The 20316-nt window shown below is 35.1% G+C and carries 16 protein-coding genes; 2 read left to right on the top strand and 14 right to left on the bottom strand.

Annotated elements, in window-relative coordinates; all coding sequences use genetic code 11:
• Positions 1–3: 3 nt before the first annotated feature.
• The 12 genes from BUC16_RS00125 to BUC16_RS00180 form a co-directional block, all read right to left on the bottom strand.
• Positions 4–2022 carry a DUF3858 domain-containing protein gene (locus BUC16_RS00125; protein WP_073367019.1) on the bottom strand — a complete coding sequence of 673 codons (2019 nt, stop codon included), beginning with the start codon at positions 2020–2022 and terminating at the stop codon, positions 4–6.
• Between the two features lie 10 nt (positions 2023–2032).
• On the bottom strand, positions 2033–3934 hold the full coding sequence (locus BUC16_RS00130) for a DUF3858 domain-containing protein (RefSeq protein ID WP_073367021.1): 1902 nt from the start codon (positions 3932–3934) through the stop codon (positions 2033–2035).
• A gap of 69 nt (positions 3935–4003) precedes the next feature.
• Entirely contained in the window at positions 4004–5521 is a 1518-nt protein-coding gene (locus tag BUC16_RS00135; protein ID WP_073367022.1) for an ATP-binding protein, read from the bottom strand.
• Positions 5522–5541: 20 nt separating this feature from the next.
• The gene (locus BUC16_RS00140) at positions 5542–5925 is read right to left on the bottom strand and encodes a DUF7793 family protein (RefSeq protein WP_073367024.1); all 384 of its coding nucleotides are present in this window, start codon (positions 5923–5925) and stop codon (positions 5542–5544) included.
• A gap of 12 nt (positions 5926–5937) precedes the next feature.
• Positions 5938–6324: a DUF7793 family protein gene (locus BUC16_RS00145; RefSeq protein ID WP_073367025.1), complete on the bottom strand. Its 387-nt coding sequence runs from the start codon at positions 6322–6324 to the stop codon at positions 5938–5940.
• Between the two features lie 3 nt (positions 6325–6327).
• Positions 6328–8742, bottom strand: a complete 2415-nt coding sequence (locus BUC16_RS00150; RefSeq protein WP_073367027.1) for an aminotransferase class I/II-fold pyridoxal phosphate-dependent enzyme — start codon at positions 8740–8742, stop codon at positions 6328–6330.
• Positions 8743–8914: 172 nt separating this feature from the next.
• Entirely contained in the window at positions 8915–9367 is a 453-nt protein-coding gene (gene dtd, locus BUC16_RS00155; RefSeq protein ID WP_073367028.1) for a D-aminoacyl-tRNA deacylase, read from the bottom strand.
• A 49-nt stretch (positions 9368–9416) separates the two neighbouring features.
• Complete coding sequence (gene rsgA / locus BUC16_RS00160) at positions 9417–10394, bottom strand: ribosome small subunit-dependent GTPase A (protein WP_073367030.1); 978 nt, start codon at positions 10392–10394, stop codon at positions 9417–9419.
• A 208-nt stretch (positions 10395–10602) separates the two neighbouring features.
• Positions 10603–11682 carry a bifunctional 3-deoxy-7-phosphoheptulonate synthase/chorismate mutase type II gene (locus BUC16_RS00165; RefSeq protein WP_073367031.1) on the bottom strand — a complete coding sequence of 360 codons (1080 nt, stop codon included), beginning with the start codon at positions 11680–11682 and terminating at the stop codon, positions 10603–10605.
• 78 nt (positions 11683–11760) lie between these two features.
• On the bottom strand, positions 11761–12612 hold the full coding sequence (locus tag BUC16_RS00170; RefSeq protein WP_073367033.1) for a prephenate dehydrogenase: 852 nt from the start codon (positions 12610–12612) through the stop codon (positions 11761–11763).
• Between the two features lie 3 nt (positions 12613–12615).
• Complete coding sequence (locus BUC16_RS00175) at positions 12616–13761, bottom strand: pyridoxal phosphate-dependent aminotransferase (RefSeq protein ID WP_073367034.1); 1146 nt, start codon at positions 13759–13761, stop codon at positions 12616–12618.
• Entirely contained in the window at positions 13758–14585 is an 828-nt protein-coding gene (locus BUC16_RS00180; protein WP_073367036.1) for a prephenate dehydratase, read from the bottom strand. The genes BUC16_RS00175 and BUC16_RS00180 overlap by 4 nt, the downstream gene beginning before the upstream one ends.
• A gap of 425 nt (positions 14586–15010) precedes the next feature.
• On the opposite strand from BUC16_RS00180, the gene gldA reads away from it, so the two are divergent.
• Both gldA and BUC16_RS00190 read left to right on the top strand, forming a co-directional pair.
• Positions 15011–15907, top strand: coding sequence for a gliding motility-associated ABC transporter ATP-binding subunit GldA (gene gldA / locus BUC16_RS00185; protein ID WP_073367037.1), 897 nt, complete (start codon positions 15011–15013; stop codon positions 15905–15907).
• A gap of 177 nt (positions 15908–16084) precedes the next feature.
• Positions 16085–16480: an energy transducer TonB gene (locus tag BUC16_RS00190; RefSeq protein WP_073367039.1), complete on the top strand. Its 396-nt coding sequence runs from the start codon at positions 16085–16087 to the stop codon at positions 16478–16480.
• 102 nt (positions 16481–16582) lie between these two features.
• On the opposite strand, the gene metF is transcribed toward BUC16_RS00190, so the two are convergent.
• Both metF and metH read right to left on the bottom strand, forming a co-directional pair.
• Complete coding sequence (metF, locus tag BUC16_RS00195) at positions 16583–17536, bottom strand: methylenetetrahydrofolate reductase [NAD(P)H] (RefSeq protein ID WP_073367040.1); 954 nt, start codon at positions 17534–17536, stop codon at positions 16583–16585.
• A 97-nt stretch (positions 17537–17633) separates the two neighbouring features.
• On the bottom strand, positions 17634–20315 hold the full coding sequence (gene metH, locus BUC16_RS00200) for a methionine synthase (protein ID WP_073368593.1): 2682 nt from the start codon (positions 20313–20315) through the stop codon (positions 17634–17636).
• Position 20316: the final 1 nt, after the last annotated feature.

The raw sequence follows: 20316 nt of genomic DNA on the forward strand, positions 1-20316 counted from the left end.
TTTTTATATTTTTTTGAGAACTATCTTGTCGTTTTGTTTGTCGGTCATTTGTTGATAGAAATCTTTTAAAACAGGATAAAAATCTGCTTGAACAATGGAAGTATTTATGTCTTTTGTAATTACAATTTGAATGCTGCTTCCCGTATTGGCAATTACATATTTAAAAGCCCCCACATTTTCTCCTGTGGCTATATTCAAGGGCTGTGGCATTGACTCCACGGCATATCCTTCTGGAATATTGATGTTGATGTTGTATTTTTCTTGTTTTGGATAACCAAAATCTACTGGATATTCCCTGACTTCCTGTTTGAAAGGATTTTCCTTGTCCACCAAGTACAACATTGGGGAAATATAAATTTTGCCGTCAATCACTTCAATATCTTTCGAATCTTTAAAAGCATAGGTTTCAATAATGGGTTTCGACAAATCCAGGTCGTTCTCCCTAACATAATCACTTATTTCTATGTTATTGTTGTTCGTTTCCAGTTTTTCTAAATAACTGTCTTTATTTGTTGCCAAATTTTCTTTTCTAAACCACAAGGCCTCGTGATTGGTAAGCTGCTTTCTTAATTTTCCTTCTGCAGAACCATCACTTTTCAAAACAATGCTCATATTTGTACCCTCTTTCGAAATCATTTTCGGCATTAGATCCACTTCAGTTGATGTACCATCTTTACGAATTAATCTCCCTATCCAATTTAAATCTCGAATTGGCAAAATATTGGGTTCCGAATATTTTTCGGTAGCATCCAACAATATAAATCCCTCCGGTGTTTCAACCGAAGCTATTACACAATTAAAAGCACTTCTGCTTGGAAAAAAAGTAATTCCATTATCCCGAGTACTCACTAAAACCGGATTTGCATTCAATCCCGCAAAACGCAACATTGCAGTAAGCATCAAATTGATTTCGGCCGTATTTCCTGTTTTATTTTTATACGCTGTTTTTACGCCGTCATTACAAGAATATCCTTTGTAATTATTCCATTTCACAGTGTTTTTTACATAATCAAATATTGCCGAAATTCGTTCGTTTTGTGAATTTTTTCCAGACAACAAAGCAGTGACATCTTGCTCAAAATAGCCTGTTTTATTCAATTCTGGCCCAAAATCATCATAATTGTAAATTGTTTTAACCACAGATTCCCAATCTGTTGAAAAATATTTCACGGGAGTATTTGGGAAATTTGTCATAGATAATTCGTGAGAAATACTAGAAGTATAATTATCCATATTGTTTACATAAGCCTCATCCTTTATGGCCGGTAAATCTTTGCCCAAATAAATGGTTCTAGTTTCTTGAAATTCTATCTTGTCTTGTGAAAATTCAGTCTTAGTAACACCCATTTGGCCTTCGATTCGTTCTTTACTGTTGATAGTAAATGAACCTCTACTTTTCTCAACAGTTCTACCAATCGTCAAATAACCTTTCTGGTTGCTTTTATATTCATAATATTCCGGTACAATGGTTATGAATTCCGAATAATTTACTGGAATGCTTGATTGGAAATACCAATCTCTCAAAAAACTGGTTATGGTTGTTTTTACGGTATATCCAAATTCGATGACCGAACCTTCCCTAACATTAGGCATTGTTATTTTTTTTTGACCCCAATATTTATTTATCTTTTCAATAAATTCTCCATCGCTTTTCAATTTGGTTTTTTCAATTTTTCCACCAACTAAATTATAAGTTACGGCATCCGAAAAAGAAACGTCTTCATCTAGTTGATTATCGAGATAATACCGAACTTCTTGATTTGCCCATTCATAACCTTCTTTCTTGTATATCTTGATTCTTGTTTTAACTTCGGTAAGAACCTGGAAACCATTATTTTCATCATATTTAAATTTAACTTCCCCTTTTTTAAACAATATCGCCGCGGGGGCAGAAGGATCTTTTGGATGTTCCTTTTCTTCCAGTTCAGCTACAGAAACTTTTCCGAGTCTGAAATCTTGGGCATTGGCATTCGAATAGAAAAATAAAAAAAATAAAATAATGGCCAGTAGGTTGGTTTTCATTGGTTTTTAGTTATTTGGTTAAAATTATTTTGGCATTGTCATTCCTGGAGATTTGTTCCATAAAAAGGCGGTATTCATCGTATTCAATGTTTTTATACAATCCTCTTTTCACTAATAAGGAACGTTTGTAAACGATATTGTTGTTGTCTTTTTTTATGATTTCGGTTTTGTATTCCCCGAATTTAGTGTTCAATTCGAAATTTTGCGGTAACGATTCGATTGAAAAACCAGTAGGCAGACTAATTGAAACTTCATCGACATCATAATAACCACGTTGAATTTCAAATGGATTTTTGCGATTTCTAATTCGCTTTACACTTCCCGTGTATTGATTATAAGCATTCACAACAAAAATCATTTTCCCGTTGGAAATTTTCCAGTAATTATCGGCAGAAATTTCCATGTCTTCAGTGAACCTAACCTTTTCCTTGTCGTTGGAAAATCTTGTTTTATCAATTTTCAAATTGCCTATATTGCCCCAATACTCTTTATAATATGCCTCCTGTTCTGTTGGAGGTGTAGTTACTATATGAAATTTACCGTATTGCGAACCTTCGGAAACCATTGAAATTGTTCCTGAAAATTTGCCGTTATCATCCAAGGAATACTTGCCTTTATTAACTTGGACATTATCCTTGTTTTCATATTTTTTTGTCCTGATAATCTCCCCTCCGTCTGGTTTTATGACCAAAACATCCCTGTCATCCGTGAAATTTGCCTGATACCCAAAAGGATCGTCTTGGCTGGTACATTCCAAAAACACATAATTTTCACCGTTTGGAATTGTCAAAATAATATGATTTCCTTGTTGTGAAACAAAATCTGACTCAATATTTTGTTTGTCTTTACTTCCATATAATTTCGTGTAATAGGACGGAACATCGACTGCATTTAACAGTGATTTGGTGTAATTGGACAATGCCTTGCAATCGCCATATCCCAAACGATCTACATCTTTTACAGGCATGGGTTTCCAACCACCAATTCCTTCCATAATAGCAACATATCTGGATTTTTCCTGAACGTATTTGTAAATGATTTTTGCTTTTTTGATTGGGTCTTTTTCATCCCCCACCAAGGTTTTCATTTTTGCTTTTGTTTCTTCTGGCAGTTCTTCCGTACCGGTTAAAATCTTGTCTGACCACCATTTTCCAAATTCTTTCCATGTTTTTGCGTTTCCATCAACTCCTTCAAGGTTAAAGAACTCCAATCCCATCATTACTCTCGGAAAAATTTTGCTGATGTTAGGACTGTAATCTTCTTCTTTTTGAGCCAGAATATTTGTCGCCAAATAAGACAATTGGGTTGAAGTGTCGGCAGTTGTTTTTATCTTAAAATTCGAAAAATTCAATTCTCTTTTCCTGAAACCAAGATTCTCGGGAAAACTCACGTTTAAAACACTTTTTTCTATGCTCAAAAGATAATCACTCAATGGAAACCATTGTGGAATAAAAGCCGTTGTCGATGTTTCTATTTCGCTCTCAAAGACTATTGTGTAGGGATACTGTGTAGCCGTATAATCTAAATACATGACGCGTCCATCCGAGAAAAGCGTTCCTCCGTCAACAGAGCTTTGGTCTTTGAAATCTTTCCTTTTTATTTTTTTTATTTCATTGCCAAAAGCGTCAAAAACCGTGGCCTGTATGTTCTTGATAACTCTTCTCTTGTCGTAACTTTCATAAGCATCAATAGCATTTTGTCCTTTTTCGTTCAGGACAGTAACCACCCTTTTCTCTTTGATATTCATACTGCGTTGGGAGGCAATTACAATATCAATTTGGTCCAAACGCACTATTGCATTGGCATTCTGTTTTAAACTATCAGGAATAAGCAAGCTGGAATATTCTGTTTTTTGAGCGGAAAGAAGTGTCGTAAAAAAGAAAAAAACTAGACCGAAATATTTAAAGTTCATCGAAATTAATTTAGTTCAGAAATGTAAGAAAAAGTCTGAATAAAAAAAAGTTAATTTCGATATTTATAATCAATTAATATTGCCTGATTTATGAACTAATTCATTTATAACATTATACAACTCTTCCGACTCGAAAGGTTTGGACAAATACTTGTCTATCCCTACGGAAGAACAAGATTCAACGACAGATCCTGTAACAACTGCTGTTAATGCAACAATTGGAATGTCTTTTTTTGTCTTGTCTTCCAAATTACGAATAATCGAAGTAGCCGTATATCCATCCATTATTGGCATCATTATATCCATCAAAATAATATCAAATTCTCCATGAATATGGGCCTCGACCGCTAAATTACCATTATCAACAGTAACACAATCAAAATCAAATTTTGAAAGTACTTTTTCTATCAAAACTTGATTAATACGATTATCTTCAGCCAGAAGAACTTTTATTCTTCCGACAGTATTAACAGGAACGTCCAATCTGTTTTTATTTACAATTGATTTTAAATCAACCGAATTAGAATTTACTTTCCTAAAAGCTAAGTTTACTATAAATTTTGTACCACGATCCAGTTTACTTTTTACCTGGATTTCACCATTCATGATATTGATGATTTTTTTGATTATAGTCAATCCTAATCCTGTACCACCATATTTTCTGGCAGTATCATTGCTCACTTGAATAAATGGATCAAAAATAGTGTCTAACTTATCCGAAGGAATTCCTATTCCAGAATCTTTGACCGTAACTTTTATATGGTGGAAATCTTCCGTTTCATTATCAAACTTAATTTTTAATCTAATTTTCCCTTTTATAGGAGTAAATTTAACGGCATTACTAATTAAGTTAAATAATATTTGAGAAACTCGAATGGAATCCCCGTTAAGTATTATGGGGACTTTTTTATCGATTGAAATTTTAAAATCAATCTCTTTTACCTGTATCTTGCTAGAAAAAGTATCATAAATAAGCTGGGTAAGTTTTGATAAATCGAAGGGTTTTTCATAGAGTGTAATTTGTCCCGATTCTATTTTTGCCAAATCCAAAATATCATTGATAATTACCAGAAGAATGTCTCCGGATATCTTTATATAATCTAATTGCTTTTTACTCTCATCATCTAAAGAAGTATTTTTCAACAATAAATCGGTAAAACCCAAAATACCATTAAGAGGCGTACGAATTTCATGACTCATACTTGACAAGAATTCATCTCTTGCCATAGCTAATTGTTCCGAACGCTCCTTTTCCTCGACTAATTTTTTGTTAATGGTTTCCAATGAATTTTTGGAAACCATAACTTCTTTTAATTCTTCAATATAGGTATTAAACCCCATACAAAAAACATCCAATTCGTCCTGTGCATCCGAAATAGGCAAATAATTAAAAAAATCTCCAGCATAACAATTTGAAATATGTTCAATGATTACATTGGTTCTTTTCTTTTTGGATTCCATCTTTTCAGCCAAAAAGAGCAATTCTTTATGCACATCCTCCAAACTATTACCATTTGTAAGCTGCTCCTGAAACTCATCTTCATTGATAGAACGAACCAAAACTAATATTTCTTCTAGTTTAGTCATTTTATACTCGTTTTATGATTTTAGTCTTTTCGCTCTTTCATTTTGTTGAGCCAATTTACGGCATCTGTTTCTGAAGAAAATATTTCGATAGGAATTTTTCGGTTTTTCATCCGATTAAAACCTTTAACCATAAATTTCATTAAATGGGAATTTACAATCATGGCGCAAGCATGCAAAAATTCCTCACCATTTTCATCGATGTATTTTTTGGCTTCATCAGATGTGTCTTTTAGGTTCCTGAGATCCATGCACCAATATTGACGTTGATTATTTGATATGCTGTGCCTTAATTCTATTGCACTCTTTGCATCCTCCAAAGTCATATTTGTAGGCTTTTTAAAAACGCTAAATAGTAGCCCATTATCAATCCAGAGTTTATAATTATCATTTTCAATCATTATCATTATTCAATAGTATTAACTTTCATTCTTTGCTTTAATTTCCATAAGCCATTCCATTGCTTTTTCATTGTCTGTGAAGGCCTGAAACGGAATTTTTGATTTTTTTAATTTTAGAAATGTATTAAATAAAAATTTTTGAATATGTGAATTTATAACTAAGGCACATGCAAATAAAAAATCTTGACCATGAATATCTGCATAATCCCTGCATTCTTTTGGGAATTCATTAGCTTCTTTAACATCGTAACACCAATATTGATTGACATTATTCGAAATAGCATGTCTCGTTTCTATTAATTTTTTTATTATATCCAAATCAAAATTCACTTCACGTTTGAATTTACTATACAAAATACCATCGACAATCCAAAACCGGATAAATTCATTCTCTAATTCTGTCATATATTATCCCTTTTTTATGTTCGACATTGATTCTATTAACTCCATGTTAAAAGTGTCATCTAATTTAATGAAAGCATGTAAGGAAATGGTATTTGCCCCATATTTTTGTTTTTCATAATCGGCAGAATATCCCAAAAACACCTTTTCTTTATTTAAATAATTGGCTCTTTTTACCAATTGAAAAATGGCTTGCTTATAAAGATTCATTGACTCAACATACTCGTAATTCAATCCCATAATTAATGGAGAATAATGCTTGTCTCCCCTGAATGACCATACGCAGCATATTGTCTCATCCCCTCCTTTTAATTTAATGTCCATAAATTCCCAATCTTCATATTTAGACAGTATTTGGGTTATCTTGGCCGGATATTTGAAATAATTAACTGCATGATTGTCTTTCTTGACATTTTGAAATAAATTATAATAATGTTCCGCTTCTTGACTCGTTATTGTATTTTTAAAAGTAATATCGAATTGATCTTCGTATTTTAAAACATATCTTTCAATATTTCTCTTATTATTTTTTGACGAAATCTGCTTAAGAAATTCGTCGTTTGTTTTCCAGCTTTGAATCGGGATTATATTAACATTGGGCATGTTTATTTTAACAAAGCCTTCATTTTCAAAATGTTCATTGTATTTAAAATCGGACTGAAAATCTCTTAAAAGAACCACTGTTGAATCAGTGGCTTTTTTTAATTTTTCGACCTCAATAAAAAACCCACTCAAAGCTTCACTCATCAAAGGATGTTTTTCATTAACAAACAAATGTTTCCCTTCCGTGAACAAAGAACCCATAGCCAATGTTTTTGAACATAAATAATATGGATCCTGCTCTCTTTGCTTTTCAATTTGCATGGAAATATTTTCCAATGACAACATGTCATCTTTATAAAGCGCACTTGTGAAAAATGTGGCCAATAGTATTTCATTCTTTTCATCTTTGATGATGACATAATGAAATCCCCAATTTTCTTCTACTTTATCATTATTGGAAAATATTTCTTCTATGCAACGCAAACCATTGTGGGAATAACTTCCATTATCCTTAAACAGATTATCCCATACTGTAACGTCTATTTCATCGATACTGGTATATATTTCTACAAAAATATTTTCAGATTCAACTGTTTTCACAGTGCTTCTCCCTTTAAAAGGAACATTGAATGTTTTATAAATCTTCTCTAAATCTTCATTTTCTTCATCTACGGCCTTATGAAAGTTTTTGCCTATCGAATTTACTAATTGATCAATATGTGCCTTTGTATTGTGTCTCGTGAGCGTGAATCGCAATCCTGTTTTATCATTTGGCACAACTGGAAACGTAGCCGTATTCACGTACAATCCATCAGCCAAAACACGCTGAACCAGATTTTGGGCTACCTTCACGGAACCCGTGCCTATAAAATAAATTGGCGTTTCGTTTGAAGAAGTGTTGGTCAAATTAAGTTCTTTTAATTTCGTGTTCAAATACTCCATCGAATCCTTCAACTCCTTTTGATAAGTGTGAATCTTGTCTGAAAGCAAAAGCTCTGCCGATCCAATGGCTGCGCCAACATTAGCTGGAGACAAAGGATGCGTGTAGGCAAGAATTCCTCCATAAATATTAACTTTTCTATGCATTTCTGCATCATTGAAAACGGCAATCCCTCCGATACATCCAAAACCTTTGGCCAAAGTACTCATTAAAATCACCCTTTCACTATACTTGAAGTGTTCGAACACACTTCCGCAGCCATTTTTACCTGTCCATCCCACGCCGTGGGCATCATCAAAATACAAATGAAGTTTTGGATATTTTTCCAACAAATAAAGAAGTTCTTTTTTATGGGGTAAATCACCGTACATGGAATAGACTCCATCGGCCATATACCAAATTTTCTCATATTGGTTATAGCCTCTTTTGATAAATTCTTCCAACATTTCCATGTTGTTATGACGGATCATTTTTACCATGGTACCCTGCAATTTTGCAAATTGACAAGGATATTGCACACTGTAATGTACTTGTTGGTCCAGAATAATTAAATCATTAGGTTGTATGATAGTCCCAACTACCGATTGATGGGCTACTGACGTCGAAGTAAATGTTATTACAGGATGATTATCAAAAATTTTACTAATTAAATTTTCTAATTCATCTTGATATGATGCTTTGACATAGGTTCTTGAAATAGAGAAATGGGAACCATATCTATCCAATAAATCACTACTTTTGGCCAAAATATGTGGATGCTTTTCCAATCCGAGATAACCACAGGTACCAAAATTGATTAATTCTTTATTGTTTATTTTTAAAAACTCTCCATTAAATTCTTCTTCCTGGGAAGAAAGATGCATTACTTTCTTTTTTTTTGCGGTTGTAGCTACATGATCAATTACATCATAAGTATTCGTGTGTTTTATTTTTGCCAAAATTTTAGGTTATTTAAGTTAATAGATTTGGGATCTTTGTTTCAAAAGTAGAAAAATAAACACAATTTAAAAATTTGAAAGCACTCCTAAAACCAAAAGCAACTGATAAACAACCAAATAAAATTTTAAAATAAAATACACCAAAGAATAGCCTTGTTAATACCGGGCAAGGTTATCCTTTATTTTTACTGTCGATGACAATTGTAACTGGACCATCATTCAAAAGCAATACTTTCATGTCGGCTCCAAAACTTCCTGTTTGTACTTTTTTGCCCAATTCCGTTTCTAATTGCTGAACGAAGTTTTCATAAATTGGAATGGCAATTTCTGGTTTTGCCGCTTTAATATAGGAAGGGCGGTTGCCTTTTTTGGTCAAGGCATGAAGCGTGAATTGGGAAACGACAATTACATCGCCGTCAACATCTTTTAACGAAAGATTCATCACCTCGTTTTCATCACCAAAAATGCGGAGATTTGCGATTTTTTGGCAAAGCCAATTGATGTCTTCTTGAGTGTCGGCATCTTCGATTCCCACTAAAACCAACAATCCTTTTTGGATGTCGGCCACAATCTTGGAATCGATGGTTACGGAAGCTGAGGAAACTCTTTGAATAACCGCTTTCATTTTAATTCTTTAAAATTAAATTTTGACATTGCTATTGACATTGAAATCATTATTTCCTCGTTTCATCACTTGCTTTTCGATCCTCGTCATAGGAATCGGTGCGGTAATTTTCGTCGTCTCCTTCGAGGATTTTGAGGTAACTATTGTAGCGTGACCAAGCGATTTCGTCTTTCTCCAAAGCTGCTTTGATGGCGCAATGAGGCTCTTCTTTGTGCAGGCAATTATTGAATTTACATTGGTCTTTCAACTTGAAAAATTCCGGAAAATAACCGCTGATTTCTTCTTTTTCCATATCGACAATCCCAAAACCCTTGATTCCCGGCGTGTCTATTATTCGAGCACCAAAAGACAAATCATACATTTCGGCAAAAGTCGTGGTATGCTGCCCTTGCTTGCTTGCTTCGGAAATAGTTTTGGTCTTTAAATGCAAAGAAGGCTCCAAAGCATTGACCAAAGTTGATTTTCCAACACCGGAATGACCAGAAAACATGCTCACTTTGCCAATCATCAGTTCTTTCAATTCTTCTATTCCTTTCATTTCTGTAGAAGAAGCTCGCAAACATTGATATCCAATTTCTTCATAAACGTGTTGCATATACAACTGTTCATCCAAAGTAGCATCGTCAAAAGTGTCTATTTTATTAAAAACCAATATCGTTTCTATGCCATAGGCTTCGGCGGTCACCAAAAAGCGGTCAATGAAATTGAAAGTCGTGGGCGGATTATTGATGGTAACCAAAAGAAAAACACGATCTATATTCGACGCAATAATGTGCATTTGGTGTGACAGATTCACCGATTTTCGGACGATATAATTCTTCCTTTCGTGAATTTTGTGAATGGTTCCCGTAACGGTATCCGAAGTTTCTTCGAGTTCATAATCCACGATATCGCCCACGGCAATAGGATTGGTACTTTTGATGCCTTTCAAACGGAATTTCCCTTTCATGCGGCATTCTATAAAATCGCCTTGATCGGATTTTACGGTGTACCAACTTCCTGTGGATTTATATACGGTTCCTGTCATGGAGGATTTTAGATTTCTGATTAACGATTTTAGATTTCTGATTTTTCAACCTAAATCCTTGCAAAGATAAAACTTTGTTTTAGGTTTAAAGTTTAAAGTTTTTGAAAATCCCATAAAAACAAAATCCCAAAACGAAATGCCTTGGGATTTTTGTTAAAATCTAAATTTTACAACTTCTGAAATCTGAAGTCTTCATTCTGAAATCTTTTTACGAATTCAATATTTTCTCTTGGTGTTCAATACTTTCTTGGTGGATTCCTTTGAATAATTTAATTATAAATTCTTCCGTCAATCCTTTCTTGGCTCCTTCAGCAACCATTTTTGCCTGGATTTCGTTCCAACGATTGTTTTGCAATACAGCCACGTTGTTTTCTTTTTTCACTTGACCAATTTCGTCGGCCACTTTCATTCTTTTTCCTAACAAATCCAATAAGTTGGCATCCAAAACGTCGATGTTTGCTCTCAATTTTGTCATTTTTTGGTCAAAATCATTGTCACCACTTACTTTTCTAATTTTCAAATCTTTCAAGATTTGTTTCAAAGCATCTGGTGTTACTTGTTGAGCAGCATCACTCCAAGCATTGTCTGGATCAATGTGTGTTTCGATAATCATACCGTCATAGTTCAAATCCAAAGCTTCTTGAGTCACTTCAAGAATCATGTTACGATTTCCCGTGATATGTGATGGATCGATGATTAATGGTAAATCAGGGAATTTATTTTGCAATTCGATGGCAATTTGCCATTCCGGAATGTTTCTGTATTTTGTTTTTTCGTATGTAGAAAAACCTCTGTGAATTACTCCTAATTTTTCGATTCCAGCAGCATACAAACGTTCAACACCACCCAACCATAAAGCCATGTCAGGATTTACAGGGTTTTTGATCAAAACGATTTTATCTGTTCCTTTTAAAGTATCGGCAATCTCTTGAACAGCAAATGGATTTGCAGTTGTACGAGCACCAACCCATAAAACATCAATATCATATTCCAAAGCCAATTTACAGTGTGCAGCAGTGGCAACTTCCGTTCCCATTAGCATTCCTGTTTCCGCTTTTGCTTTTTTCAACCATTTCAATCCAATTTCTCCAACACCTTCAAATCCTCCTGGACGAGTTCTTGGTTTCCAGATTCCAGCTCTAAAAACACTTACGTCAGAATCTTTCAATTCGTGAGCAATTTTCAAAACTTGCTCTTCTGTTTCAGCACTACAAGGTCCTGCTATCACTAATGGATGAGACAAATTGAATTCGTTCAACCAGTTTCTCATTTCTTTCTTGTTTTCCATCTTTTCTAAATTTACTTTTTTTATTATTTTATTGTGTTGTTCTTTTTATTGCAATTGCTATTGATTTTTTGCAATTGACTATTTTTTCATTCCGTTTAATATTTCCTTTATTTTATTCACGCTTTGCATTTCGTTGTAAATAGCGTCGTAATCATCATTCTCCAATAATTCTTTGAAATGGGATAAATTGGAAATGTATTCTTCCAATGTTTTCACCACTTGCTTTTTATTCTGTTTGAAAATCGGTGTCCACATTGCCGGGGAACTTTTGGCCAAACGAACCGTGCTTTCAAAACCGGAACCCGCCATGTCAAAAATATCCTGCTCGTGCTTCTCTTTATCAATAACTGTTTTACCAAGCATAAACGAACTGATGTGGGACAAATGCGACACATAAGCGATGTGCTTGTCGTGCGATTTTGGATCCATGTAACGAATTCTCATTCCTGCAGCATTGAACAGCCAAAGTGCTTTTTCCTGTAGCTTGAAAGCTGTTTTTTCTACTTCACAAATGATGTTGGTTTTTCCTTGAAACAACCCTTTTATCGCCGCCGATGGACCTGAAAATTCTGTTCCTGCAATAGGATGTGTCGCAATAAAATTTCTCCTTTTTGGATGATTTTCAACCGCTTCACAAATAGGGATTTTAGTGGAGCCCACATCAAAAACAATCGTATTATCCTGAACTATATCTAAAACTTTTGGCAAAAGCGTAAGTGCAACATCTACCGGAACTGAAACGATTACGAAATCAGCCTTGGCTAAATCCTCAAAAACAGCCCCTTCATCTACTACTCCAATCGCAATTGCTTCCTGCAAATGATTTTCATTATTATCAATTCCAAAAATCTTGGCATCAGGGTATAAAGCTTTTGCATCCAATGCAATGGAGCCTCCTATTAATCCAATTCCTATTACGTATATCTTCATTTGCTAAAATCTACCTATTGCTTCTTGCACTTTTTCCTCTTTTACACAAAGTGCAAATCGGATATATCCTTCACCATTGGAACCGAAAATTGTTCCCGGCGTGATGAAAATCGATTTCTCGTATAATATTTTATCAATGAAGTTCTCTGCCGATGTGATTCCTGCTGGTAATTTTGCCCAAACAAATAATCCAACACCTTCTTTGTAAACTTCACAACCCAGCTTTTCTGCCAATTGTTCCGTTAAAACTCGTCTTCTTTTATAAATAGCATTCATCGAATCAAACCAAGTCTTGTCACTTTTCAAGGCTTCAATCGCCCCTTTTTGAATTCCGAAGAACATTCCGCTGTCCATATTGCTTTTTACTTTCAAAACGGCATCAATACAAGCTGCATTTCCCAACACCATTCCCACTCGCCAACCTGCCATATTGAAGGTTTTTGACAAAGAATTTAATTCTAATGCCACATCTTTTGCCCCTTCCACTTGCAACAAACTCATCGGATTGTCATTCAAGACAAAACTATACGGATTGTCGTTAATCAACAATATGTTGTGTTTTTTGGCGAAAGCCACCAACTTTTCGAACAATTCCAGACTTCCTCTCGCTCCTGTTGGCATGTGCGGATAACCCAACCACATTAATTTCACTTTCGATAAATCCAATTTTTCCAAAGCTTCAAAATCAGGTTCCCAATTATTCACTTCTTTCAAATCATAATAAACCGGTACTGCCCCTACCAAATTCGTTACCGAAGTATAAGTTGGATAACCGGGATTTGGAATCAAAACCTGATCGCCTTCATTCAAAAATGCCAATGAGATATGCATAATTCCTTCCTTCGAACCCATCAAAGGTAAAATTTCGTTGTTTGGATTCAAGTCAACACCAAAGTTGTTTTTGTAGAAATCAGCCATACCACTTCTCAATTCTGGCAATCCTTGATAACTCTGATATCCATGTGAATTATCATCTTGCATTGCCGAAGAAACTGCATCAATAACAGCTTGTGAAGGCTTTAAATCTGGACTACCAATTCCCATATTGATAATTGGTTTTCCTTCAGAAGCCAGTTGTCTTACTTCTCTCAATTTTGAAGAGAAATAGTATTCTTCAACTATATCCAGACGTTTCGCTGTTGTAATCATGGTTTTGTATTTTTATATTCTCCCAACACTTTGAAATATTCCGCCATAATTTCCAACAAGGATTTTGCTTTGGCATAGTCTTCATACTTTTCGAAAGTAACGTCAACAAAAAATGAATATTTCCAAGGTGTTTCTATTTTTGGCAAAGATTGAATTTTGGTCAAATTCAATTTGCAATCGCTCATCACATTCAAAACTGCCGCCAAACTGCCTCGTTTGTGATCCAATTCGAATTTGATGGAAGCCCTGTTGATTTCGTCTTCAGCAACAAAATGATCTTCTTTGTTGATAATGACAAAACGGGTCATATTGTTGTTTATCGTTTGGATTTCCGGTGCCAAAATCTCCAAATTATACATTTCAGAAGCCGTTTTACTGGCAATAGCCGCAATTCCTTTCAACTGTTTTTCGTGAATTCTTCGTGCTGTTTCGGCTGTATCTTTATCTTCAACCAATTTAATGTTGGGATGTTTTTTCAAAAACTCCATACATTGCAACAAAGCCATCGGATGGGAATGCACTTCCAGTATATCTTCAATTTTCTGGCCTTTCAAAGCCATTAAATTCTGGTGAATGTCTAAATAATGTTCTCCAACAATGTGCAAATTATTTTTGTCAATCAAGGCATAATTAGGAATAATTGGTCCCGCAATGGAATTCTCGATTGCCATAACCGCCTGATCCGATTTGCCGGACAAAACGCTGTCAACCAATTCTTCAAAAGACAAGCATTCGTCCACTTCTATATTTTGATAGAAATAATCTTGCGCCACCTGATGATGGAAAGAGCCTTTTATACCTTGTATTGCAATTTTTGTTCTCATTTATACTCAAAAAAAAATCCTGATTTTCATCAGGATTGTATATTAGTTTTATTTGTTTCTTAAACTTTCAAATAACCATAAACAATCCTTACTTCCTAAAAAAGAAGTAGTAAGTATTGCTAAAATAAAAACGGTTATTAGACATTTTGATTCTGATTTTTAATAAATTCTTCGCAAATGTATAAATATTTTTTTTGCCGACCCAAAAAAAAGACCAATTTTATCCAACAAAAAAAGAATTATCTACAAAACCCCTTTTTCATTACAAAATAATTAAAAACAAAGTCATAAAATAACAATTAAGCAACTGCGTTCGACCAACTTTCAACTGTTGAAACTTTTAACGAAGTCTTTTTATCTATTGAAGATTAAAAAACAATAAATCAATACATTTTCTGTTTACTTTTGCTTCAAATAAATACGCCATGTCAATAGAGGTAAACAACATTTCGAAAAGTTACGGAATCCAAAAAGCATTGGACAACATTTCGTTTGCAGTCAATAAAGGAGAAATAGTTGGTTTCCTGGGTCCAAATGGTGCCGGAAAATCGACTTTGATGAAAATATTGACCACATATATTGCCGCCGATGAAGGTGCAGCTGCCGTAAATGGATTTGACGTGAACACCCAAGCCAAAGCCGTGCAGCAATCCATCGGCTATTTGCCGGAACACAATCCGTTGTATTTGGATTTGTACGTAAGAGAATATTTGGCTTTCAATGCCGATGTATATAAAGTAGCCAAATCTCGAATCGAAGAAGTAATTCAATTGACTGGTTTATCGAATGAAAGCCACAAGAAAATAGGACAATTATCCAAAGGCTATCGCCAACGTGTGGGACTCGCAAACGCTTTGTTGCACAATCCCGACGTCTTGATTCTGGACGAACCCACAACAGGTTTAGACCCAAACCAATTGGTCGAAATTAGAAACGTGATTAAAAACGTGGGAAAAGACAAAACCGTTTTTCTTTCGACACATATTATGCAGGAAGTGGAAGCGATTTGTGACCGTGTTATCATCATTGACAAAGGGAAAATTGTAGCCGACAAAAAACTGGACAACTTAATCTCTGCCAATAAGGAACAAGTAATCGAAGTCGAATTTGATTTGAAAGTAGAAGAAAGCCTTATAGAACAAATTCCGTATTTAAAATCATTCAAAAATACTCAGGGTTGCTCTTGGGAATTGACTTTTGTTTCCGATAAAGACATGCGCCCGACCGTCTTTGATTTTGCTTACGACAATGGATTGAAAACTTTACAACTCAATCAGAAGAACAAAAACCTGGAGACTGTATTTAGGGAAATGACAAAGTAAGTCGGCAGATTTCAGATAGCAGTCAAAGTTTACAAACAAAAAAAGCTCGTTTAAAATGATTTTAAACGAGCTTTTCTATTAACAAAAAAACAATACACTTATTTTTAAATGAAGTAATAAACAATTCAAAATAAAGAATATATTTACAAAAAATAACCCTTTTAAAAACCCCTTAAAATGAAAAACTTTTTATTACTAGCAGTTTTGTTTTTTTCAATACAATTAGGCTACGGACAAGAAAAAATAATACACCCCAATCAGAATTCTCTTTATAATTCGGCTGGAATAGACATAAAACCAGAATTCCCAGGAGGTCAGAAAGAATTCGACAAATACATTAGAAAAAACTACATCACCCCTCGTGAAGCAAAAGGAATAAAAGGAAAAGTATATGTAACTTTTATCATTGAAATAGATGGAAGCCTTACCGATATAAAAGTTTTACGAGATTTAGGCTTTGGCACAGGAAAAGAGGCAATTCGAGTTTTAGAACAAAGTCCAAAATGGATTCCAGGGCAACAGAAAGGACTAATAGTAAGAACAACTTATAGTTTACCAATCGCCATCAATTAGGGCAGAATAATTTTTCAAAATTATAAAATAAGCCGACGATTAGAACAAAAAAACCCGTTTAAATCAAATTAAACGGGTTTTTGAATTTTATTAAAAGTTCTATTAAAACACTTTTTTCGCGATATTATAGATATTATCTGATTTTCCCATTGAATAATAATGTACGCAAGGAACACCAAATTCAATTAATTCTTTAGATTGTTGCACGGCAAACTCCACTCCTATTTGACGAACGGCGGCATTGTCTTTGGCCTGTTCGATGGAATGAATCAAATCCTGGGGCATATCCAACCAAAAAACCTGAGGCAACAATTGCAAATGACGTTTCACCGCAACAGGTTTAATTCCAGGGATAATTGGCACAGTAATTCCAATGGCACGAGCAGCCTCGACAAACTTAAAATAGCGTTGGTTGTCAAAAAACATTTGCGTCACGATATAATCGGCACCAGCATCTACTTTTTCTTTCAGTCTTTTTAAATCGGCTTCCAAGCTTGGAGCTTCAATGTGTTTTTCAGGATACCCAGCAACACCTACGCAAAAATCAGGTGCGTTTTGCATTGGCAAAACATCGTGCAAAAACTGCCCCGCATTCATCGCCTTGATTTGTTTTACCAAATCTACAGCATACGCATTTCCACCTTTGGTTGGTTCAAAATATTTTTCGCCTTTCATTGGATCACCACGAAGTGCCACCAGGTTTTCTATTCCCAAATACTGGCAATCCACCAATAAATATTCGGTTTCTTCTTTGGTAAAACCACCGCATAAAACGTGAGGAATGGCATCCACGCCATATTTATGTTGAATGGAAGCACAAATCCCAACAGTTCCTGGACGCATACGGGTAATGCGACGGTCAAAAAGCCCGTCTTTTTCGATGTATACATATTCTTCTCTAGAAGTCGTAACATCAATAAAAGGCGGTTTAAACTCCATCAAAGGATCTATATTTACGTACAAATCATTGATATTGGTTCCTTTTTGGGGCGGAACAATTTCGAAAGAAAACAAAGGCTTCCCTTTTGCGTTTTCTATATGCTGCGTTACTTTCATTTAAAAATTGTATAATGTATTTTGTAAATTGTATAATGTATTTGTAGCTGTATTTTTCCTTTCAATATACATTCTACAATTTACAATATACAGAGATTTAATCTGCTATATTTGGGTTCAACCATTTCATTGCCATATCGGTTGAAATACTTCTTCGTTTGGCGTAATCAATTACCTGGTCTTCTTTTATTTTTCCAAGTCCGAAATATTTACTTTGAGGATTTCCGAAGTAATAACCCGAAACCGAAGAAGCCGGCCACATTGCCATACTTTCCGTCAAAGTTACTCCGATTTTATTTTCCACATCAAGTAATTTCCAAATCGTTGGTTTTTCTAAATGGTCAGGACAAGCTGGATAACCCGGTGCCGGACGAATACCTTTATAATTTTCTTTAATCAAATCTTCTTTTGACAAAGTTTCATCCGAATCATATCCCCAAGATTCTTTACGCACTTTTTCGTGTAAATATTCGGCAAAAGCTTCTGCAAAACGATCTGCTAATGCTTTCACCATAATCGAATTGTAATCGTCTAAATTATCACGGTATTCATCAGCCCATTCGTCCACACCAAAACCGGTGGTTACACAAAATGCTCCCATATAATCAGTTACTCCATTATCTTTCGGAGCAATAAAATCCGCTAAAGCGATATTCGGAGCGCCTTTTGTTTTTTGTGATTGCTGACGTAAAGTCAAGAATTTCTCTAATTCTTTTCCATTTTCGTCATACAATTGAATATCATCATCATTGATTTGATTGGCAGGGAAAATACCATAGATTCCTTTGGCTTGTAATTTCTTTTCTTTCAAAATCACTTCCAACATCGCTTGTGCATCTGCAAAAACAGAAGTAGCTTGTTCACCAACCACTTCATCCGTCAAAATTGCAGGATATTTTCCGTGCAATTCCCAAGTTTGAAAAAACGGTGTCCAATCGATATAAGGAACCAAAACATCCAAATCCACTTCTACAACTTGTTCCCCAATGATATTTGGTTTTACAGGAGTAAAATTAGCCCAATCCAATTGCAATTTATTTCTACGGGCATCTTCAATTGATAAGAAATTTTTATCTCTCGAACGACTCAAAAAAGTTTCTCTAAACGCATCGTATTCTGTTCGAATATCAGCGGTGTATTTTTCTCTATTATCGTCCAATAAATTTCCTGCCACCGTAACGGCTCTCGAAGCATCGTTTACGTGAATTACAGTTTCTCTGTATTGCGGGGCAATTTTCACGGCAGTATGCGCACGAGAAGTCGTAGCTCCACCAATCATTACCGGAATTTTCATTCCGCGTTTATCTAATTCTTTAGCGAGATACACCATTTCGTCCAATGACGGCGTGATTAATCCGCTCAGACCAATAATATCAACATCATTTTCAATAGCAGCTGCAATAATTTTTTCGGGAGAAACCATTACGCCAAGGTCAATAATTTCGTAATTGTTGCAAGCCAACACCACTGAAACAATATTTTTTCCAATATCGTGCACATCTCCTTTTACGGTTGCCATCAATATTTTTCCGTTTCCTTCTTTGTCTCCAACCTGTTTGGCAGCTTCAATAAATGGCAACAAATAAGCCACGGCTTTTTTCATAACCCTTGCTGATTTTACCACCTGTGGCAAAAACATTTTTCCTGAACCGAACAAATCTCCAACGACATTCATCCCCGTCATCAAGTTGATTTCGATTACTTCGATAGGCTTTGTAGCCGCCAAACGTGCTTCTTCTACATCTTCTTCAATAAAAGCATCCACTCCTTTTACTAACGAATAAGTGATTCTTTCCTGAACCGTTCCCAAACGCCATTCTTGTATTTCTTTTTCCGTGCTTTTTGGTCCGCCTTTTACATTCTCGGCAAAATCCAATAAACGTTCAGTAGCATCATCACGACGGTTTAGAATTACATCTTCAACGTGTTCCAATAAATCTTTTGGAATTTCGTCATAAATAGAAAGCATTTCCGGGTTTACAATTCCCATCGTCATTCCATTTTTAATGGCGTGATACAGGAAAACCGAGTGCATCGCTTCACGAACCGTATCATTTCCTCTAAACGAAAACGAAACGTTACTAACACCTCCGCTAATGTGGGCGTGTGGCAAATTTTCACGAACCCATTTGGTTCCTCTAAAGAAATCCAAAGCATTCAGGCGGTGTTCTTCCATTCCGGTTGCTACAGGAAAAATATTCAAATCGAAAATAATATCCTGTGGAGGAAAGCCCACTTTATTTACCAAAATATCATACGAACGTTGGCAAATCTCCACTCTTCGTTCAAAATTATCGGCTTGTCCTACTTCGTCAAAAGCCATAATAATAGCAGCTGCTCCGTAGCGTTTAATCAATTGGGCGTGATGAATAAATTGCTCTTCTCCTTCTTTCAAAGAAATCGAGTTCACCACAGATTTTCCCTGAACGACTTTCAAACCGGCTTCAATGATATGCCATTTCGAGCTGTCAATCATAATGGGCACGCGAGCAATATCCGGTTCGGCAGCAATCAGGTTTAGGAATTTCACCATCGCATATTCACCATCTAGCATTCCCTCATCCATATTAATATCGATGATTTGCGCTCCTCCTTCTACCTGCTCTTTGGCAATACTTAGTGCTTCGTCGTATTTTTCCTCTTTGATTAATCGAAGAAATTTTCTAGAACCTGTAACATTGGTTCTTTCTCCAATGTTTACAAATACACTTTCCGGCGTAATGATTAAGGGTTCCAATCCCGATAAAACTAAGTTTCTTCTTTTTTCTGCTTCTGCCATT

Origin of the sequence: Flavobacterium fluvii (genome assembly GCF_900129545.1) — a bacterium.
GTDB lineage: Bacteria > Bacteroidota > Bacteroidia > Flavobacteriales > Flavobacteriaceae > Flavobacterium > Flavobacterium fluvii.

Excerpts from the sequence above, each read along its gene's own strand:
- BUC16_RS00125 (WP_073367019.1), bottom strand. The coding sequence starts at position 2,022 with ATGAAAACCAACCTACTGGCCATTATTTTATTTTTTTTATTTTTCTAT.
- BUC16_RS00180 (WP_073367036.1), bottom strand. The coding sequence starts at position 14,585 with ATGAGAACAAAAATTGCAATACAAGGTATAAAAGGCTCTTTCCATCAT.
- BUC16_RS00175 (WP_073367034.1), bottom strand. The coding sequence starts at position 13,761 with ATGATTACAACAGCGAAACGTCTGGATATAGTTGAAGAATACTATTTC.
- BUC16_RS00190 (WP_073367039.1), top strand. The coding sequence starts at position 16,085 with ATGAAAAACTTTTTATTACTAGCAGTTTTGTTTTTTTCAATACAATTA.
- BUC16_RS00165 (WP_073367031.1), bottom strand. The coding sequence starts at position 11,682 with ATGGAAAACAAGAAAGAAATGAGAAACTGGTTGAACGAATTCAATTTG.
- BUC16_RS00140 (WP_073367024.1), bottom strand. The coding sequence starts at position 5,925 with ATGATAATGATTGAAAATGATAATTATAAACTCTGGATTGATAATGGG.
- metH (WP_073368593.1), bottom strand. The coding sequence starts at position 20,315 with ATGGCAGAAGCAGAAAAAAGAAGAAACTTAGTTTTATCGGGATTGGAA.
- metF (WP_073367040.1), bottom strand. The coding sequence starts at position 17,536 with ATGAAAGTAACGCAGCATATAGAAAACGCAAAAGGGAAGCCTTTGTTT.
- gldA (WP_073367037.1), top strand. The coding sequence starts at position 15,011 with ATGTCAATAGAGGTAAACAACATTTCGAAAAGTTACGGAATCCAAAAA.
- rsgA (WP_073367030.1), bottom strand. The coding sequence starts at position 10,394 with ATGACAGGAACCGTATATAAATCCACAGGAAGTTGGTACACCGTAAAA.
- BUC16_RS00145 (WP_073367025.1), bottom strand. The coding sequence starts at position 6,324 with ATGACAGAATTAGAGAATGAATTTATCCGGTTTTGGATTGTCGATGGT.
- BUC16_RS00130 (WP_073367021.1), bottom strand. The coding sequence starts at position 3,934 with ATGAACTTTAAATATTTCGGTCTAGTTTTTTTCTTTTTTACGACACTT.
- BUC16_RS00170 (WP_073367033.1), bottom strand. The coding sequence starts at position 12,612 with ATGAAGATATACGTAATAGGAATTGGATTAATAGGAGGCTCCATTGCA.
- dtd (WP_073367028.1), bottom strand. The coding sequence starts at position 9,367 with ATGAAAGCGGTTATTCAAAGAGTTTCCTCAGCTTCCGTAACCATCGAT.
- BUC16_RS00135 (WP_073367022.1), bottom strand. The coding sequence starts at position 5,521 with ATGACTAAACTAGAAGAAATATTAGTTTTGGTTCGTTCTATCAATGAA.